The sequence below is a fragment of the Sphingomonas sp. genome, assembly GCF_036387535.1.
GTDB lineage: Bacteria > Pseudomonadota > Alphaproteobacteria > Sphingomonadales > Sphingomonadaceae > Sphingomonas_R.
In genome coordinates, this window is sequence record NZ_DASVTO010000100.1 from 1 (window position 1) to 4853 (window position 4853).

Genomic DNA, 4853 nt, shown 5'->3' on the forward strand with positions numbered 1-4853 from the left:
CGCAGCGGGCGGTTGGCGGCATCGGATTTGGCGGTCCAGGGTTGTCCCGGCCCCGCCGGCGGCGCGATCAGCACCGGTGCCGCCAGCTGCAGCGGGCGGACGGTGGCGATCAGCCGGTCGATCGGCACCGTCGATGGCACGGGATGCGGCATCGTCATCCCGCCATGGTCGGCATGCGCGCCGGCTGCCGCGCGCATGCCCGCATCGCGTGCGACGCGCAGCCTGACCTCGCCCGCATGGCCGGTCGACCAGTCCTGCCGCACAACCTGCCCCTCGGCCACGCTGCGCACCGCCTTCAGATAGCTGCCCCAGCTTTTTGCCCAGGGTAGCCCCGACACCAGCAGGAACAGCGCGAAGAACGAAACCCAAAAGCCGGTGACCGCATGCAGGTCTCGCCAGAAACGCCGCCCGCCCCCCCTTAGCCGCGGGTACAGGACGCCCGCCACGCCGCGCCCGCGCGGCCACCACAGGAACAGCCCCGACAGGATCATCACGATCGCCCAGGACGCTGCCAGCTCGACCAGATAGGACCCGGTATCGCCGATCAGCAGTTCCCCGTGCAGGCGGAAGATCAGCGGCATCAGCCGGCTGTCTTCATCGACCCGCTTCAGCACCGCCAGCGTCTGCGGATGGACATAGACCCGGGTTTCGGCCCCGCCCTTCCCCACGATCACCTGCACCGCGTCATCGGGACGTTGGGGCAGTTGGTACCGATCCAGCACCGATCCCGGCACCGCGCGCACCGCCGCGTCCGCCTGCCGCGCCGCCGACGCCCGCGGCCCGGTGATCGCAAGATGCGTATAGGGCCGATCGATCAGTGCCTCCACCTGCGGCCGGAACAGGTAGATCGACCCGGTGATCGCCAGCCACAGCACGAAGGGGATGCAGAACAGCCCGGCATAGAAATGCCAGCGCCATATCGCGGCATAGCCCGGCATCAGAAGCGCCCCCGCACGCCGGCATAGACGGTTCGCGGCGCCCCGGCGTAGATCGATCCGCCGGTGCCGATCAGCACCGCCGCGGGATTTTGCTGACCGGTAGCGGGGTTCAGGCTGTCGGCCAGGATTGCCGCCGACCCGACATAGGTCCGGTCGAATAGATTCTGCACCGACGCGAAAAAGCCCAGCCGAGACCAGCCGTCCGTCTCCTTCGGCGGGTCATAATGGAGGTTCAGATTCACCAGCGTATAGCCGGGGACGGCGAGCAGATTGGCATTGTCGATCCAGTAGCGCGCACGGTAGCCCAGCTCCACGAATCCGCCCATCCCGCGCAATCGTCCCCGCCGCTGATCATAGCCGACCCGCGCGTTGACGAAGGTCGGGATGACGCCGGGGATCCGGTTGCCGTCGCGGTCGAACGTGGCGGATGCCCCGCCCGCACTCAGCCGCTCGACGAACTCCGTATAACGCTGGTCGTTGTGGCTGTAACTCGCGTCGATCTGCAAGCCCGGCGCCGGCATCCAGTTCACCCCGAACTCCACCCCCCGGTGCACCGACCGCGGGGCGTTGGCGGTATAGGCGAGCAGATCGGCGCCGGCGGACTGGCTGACCTGTTCGTTGCGGAACCATTCCTGGTAGCCGGTCAGTTCGATGTGCAGCCGGTCGCCCAGATCCCATTGCACCCCCACGTCGATCCCGCGGTTCCGCTGCGTCTTCAACGAAACATTGTTGCCGGGGACACCGGCCGCGGTCACGAACAGCGCGCCCGATTGCGGAATGCCATAGCCGGTGCCGAACCGCGCATGCAGGCGGATCGCTTCGCTCGCGCGCCACAGCAAAGCTGCTTCGGGTGCGACGTTCCAGAACCGGCGCGCGGCCGGAATGACCGTCAGCACCGGATCGCGCCCGACCGGATAGGCATAGCCGGTCTGGCGGACATCGATGATCGACCGTTCTGCGCCCACCCCGGCGATCAGTTGCAACGCGCCGGTCAGCGCCAGTTCGGTGCGCGCCCGCGCGCCCAGGTTGCGGACGTCGCCGAACACCGTCTGCGTCGGTGCGCCGATGCCGTTGCGGCCCGCCGGCGTCTTGTTGAAACTATAGCTCTGATTATCGAGGTAATTGTAGAAGATGCCGGCGAAGCCGGTCGCGTCGCGGCCCAGTATCGTGGCATGATGCGTGACGTCGCTGCTCAGATTGTAGCTGTTGAGCGTGCCCTTGAACGGGGTGGCGCTGGTGGGCTGGTTGACGACCCGGCTATCGAACGTCGCCTGCGTCCGCCAGGTGGTGTTCGCCGCGAAATCATGTTCATAGCGCGTGCCGGCGATGGTGCGACGGTCATTGCGCGCCAGATCGGCCTCGGCCGCGGTCTGGGGTATCCGGGCGCCGTTGACGCCGTTCACCAGCACCGCAATCCGCCCGCACCCCGGCGCGGCGGCGGCGATCGTCTCACACCCGCGCTGATAGGGATTGATACGGTAATCGTTGAGGGACAAGCGCGTCGACAGCTGGAATTCGCCCTCATTGTAGATCAGCTTGCCGGTCAGGCGGTCGCGGTCCGACAACTGATAGGTGACCAACCCGTTCAGCGTGCCGGTTTCGTAACGGTTGTGACCGGTCGCGCCGGTCGCGCGTACGACGCTGCCGAACAGCGCATAGTCATAGTCCGCACCGGCATGTCCGATCGTCGCGTACAGATTGGCATAGCGGTCGCTGCCGCCATCCAGCCCGATGTTCAGCCCGTCGATGTCGCGACCGCGCCGCGTCCGGAAATTGACGGCCCCGCCGGTCGCATAATTGCCGTAGCGCGCGGACGACTGCCCGCGGACCACGTCGACCGCGCCATAGGCATGCGGGTCCGTCAGGTCGAACCGCGCCAGCCCATCCGGCTGGGTGACGGGAAAATCATCCTCGAACACCACGATATTGCGCGCGCCGAAGCTGTTGCGCGCGTTCGATCCGCGGATCGAAACGCCGACGTCGCGCGGACCATTGCCCTGGATCACGGCGACGCCCGGCGACAGCTTCACGATGTCGGCGATCGTGGTTGCCGGCGTATTGCGGAACATGCGGTCATCGATGGTGGTGACCGTCTGCCCGCGGACCTGGGTGGTGAGCGGCAGTGCGGACCCGGTCACGACGATTTCGCCTTCGATCGGGCGGGCGATGGGCCTGGGCGGAGTGTCTTGATCGAGCGCGCGCAAGGCGGCATCGATCGCGTCGCGCTGACGCAGCAGGTCCGCACGGCGGGCTTCGGTGGTGGTCTGGGCTTTGGTGGCGGTCTGGGCATCGGCCGACGCGGCGGCGCACGCGATCGATCCGATCGCGGCCAGTATATGGCGCTTGGACATGGAAATCCCCTGTACGACGGGCGGAACCCGCCGGACGACGGAACCGCTAAGAGCTGGCGGTCAGGGTCGCGACGGCGGTCCGCGCAAGGGGGGACGCAGAAAGGCGGGCACGGTCCAGGTGCGCGGCGTGATTTGGGGTGCCGCCGCCATCACGATGAACGCGATCGCACCCGCCAGCAGCACCGGGTCTGCGCCCGCCAGCGACGGCGCCGTCAGCGCCGCAAAGGCGCAGGGCATGTCCGGCCGGGCGTGATCGGGCGCGTCCGGATGATGCGCCATGCCGGGCATGGTCATGACCGACATCGTGGTCGGTGCGATCGGTCCGGCAGGCGCAAGGCCACTGCACGGCACGATCCGCACGGCACCGGCCGACCCGCCGACCATATAACCCGCCGGTACCAGCAGCTTCATCAGCAATGCCAACAGGATGATGCCCGCGGACAGCATCGGGCGGTGCGGGAACAGGCGGCGGATCGCGGTCACGAAGCCGCTGTTACGGACGCTTTGCGGATCTGTCATCCCGATCCGGAAAATCCCCCAAGAAGATCCGCCGCCGGCATGACCTGCTAATGACTTGCAATAGTCATTGCTTCGGGAATGGCCAGGCGCTACGCGACGGAGCGTGAACCAGATGCAACCCCCGATCCATCCGCCGATCGCGCGCAAGCGCAAATCGAAATGGCGTGGCTGGTGGATGCGGCAACTGCACAGCTGGCACTGGATCAGCGCGGCGGTGTCCCTGATCGGCATGCTGCTGTTCGCGATCACCGGGATCACGCTCAACCATGCCGCCACCATCGCGGCCAAACCGGTGGTGGCCGAACGGAGCGCGCAGCTGCCGCCGCCGCTGCTCCGCGCGCTGGCTACCCCGCACGCCGCCGATGCCCCGCTGCCGCAGGTCGTGGCCGCGCGCGTCGCGGATGCGATCGGGCTTGATCCCACCGATCATCCTGCCGAATGGTCCGACACCGACGTCTATGTCGCCATGCCGCGGCCGGGCGGGGACGCGTGGGTCAGCATCGACCGCGCCACCGGGCGGATCACGGCGGAGGTCACCGATCGCGGCTGGATCTCCTACCTGAACGATCTGCACAAGGGTCGCAACGCCGGCGGCGCCTGGGCCTGGTTCATCGATATCTTCGCGGTCGCCTGCATCCTGTTCACCATGACCGGGCTGCTGCTGCTGCAACTCCATGCGCGCAACCGCCCGCTCACCTGGCCGCTCGTCGCGTTCGGGCTGGCGGTGCCGGTCCTGCTTGCCTTCCTGTTGATCCATTGAGGGGATTGTCCATGCGTTCCACCGCCTACCTGCTGATCGGTGGCGCGATTGCCGCGCCGGCCCATGCCGCCGGGACAATCACGGTCACGATCCCCCGGCTGCCCGTCGCCGAATATCATCGTCCCTATGTCGCGGCGTGGCTGGAACCCGCCGCCGGTGGCGCGGCCCGCACGCTGGCGGTGTGGTACGACATCCGCAAGGCCGGGAACGAGCCCGGCACCAAATGGCTGGCCGACCTGCGCGCGTGGTGGCGGAAGGGAGGACGCGGGCTCACCATGCCGGCGG

General features: G+C 67.8%; 5 protein-coding genes. 2 read left to right on the top strand and 3 right to left on the bottom strand.

Features of this window, described 5'->3' with window-relative positions; genetic code table 11:
- The 3 genes from VF649_RS09295 to VF649_RS09305 form a co-directional block, all read right to left on the bottom strand.
- Window positions 1-938, bottom strand: a 938-nt coding sequence (locus VF649_RS09295) for a PepSY domain-containing protein (protein WP_331011681.1), incomplete at its 3' end; no start/stop codon positions are given.
- Window positions 938-3289, bottom strand: coding sequence for a TonB-dependent receptor (locus VF649_RS09300; protein WP_331011682.1), 2352 nt, complete (start codon window positions 3287-3289; stop codon window positions 938-940). The genes VF649_RS09295 and VF649_RS09300, both read right to left, overlap by 1 nt.
- A gap of 60 nt (window positions 3290-3349) precedes the next feature.
- On the bottom strand, window positions 3350-3808 hold the full coding sequence (locus VF649_RS09305) for a hypothetical protein (protein ID WP_331011683.1): 459 nt from the start codon (window positions 3806-3808) through the stop codon (window positions 3350-3352).
- 112 nt (window positions 3809-3920) lie between these two features.
- Here VF649_RS09305 and VF649_RS09310 point away from each other — a divergent pair, with 112 nt between their 5' ends.
- Together VF649_RS09310 and VF649_RS09315 are read left to right on the top strand one after the other, a co-directional pair.
- Window positions 3921-4568 carry a PepSY-associated TM helix domain-containing protein gene (locus VF649_RS09310; RefSeq protein WP_331011684.1) on the top strand — a complete coding sequence of 216 codons (648 nt, stop codon included), beginning with the start codon at window positions 3921-3923 and terminating at the stop codon, window positions 4566-4568.
- Between the two features lie 11 nt (window positions 4569-4579).
- Window positions 4580-4853: DUF2271 domain-containing protein (locus VF649_RS09315; RefSeq protein ID WP_331011685.1), on the top strand; the 274-nt coding region annotated here is incomplete at its 3' end.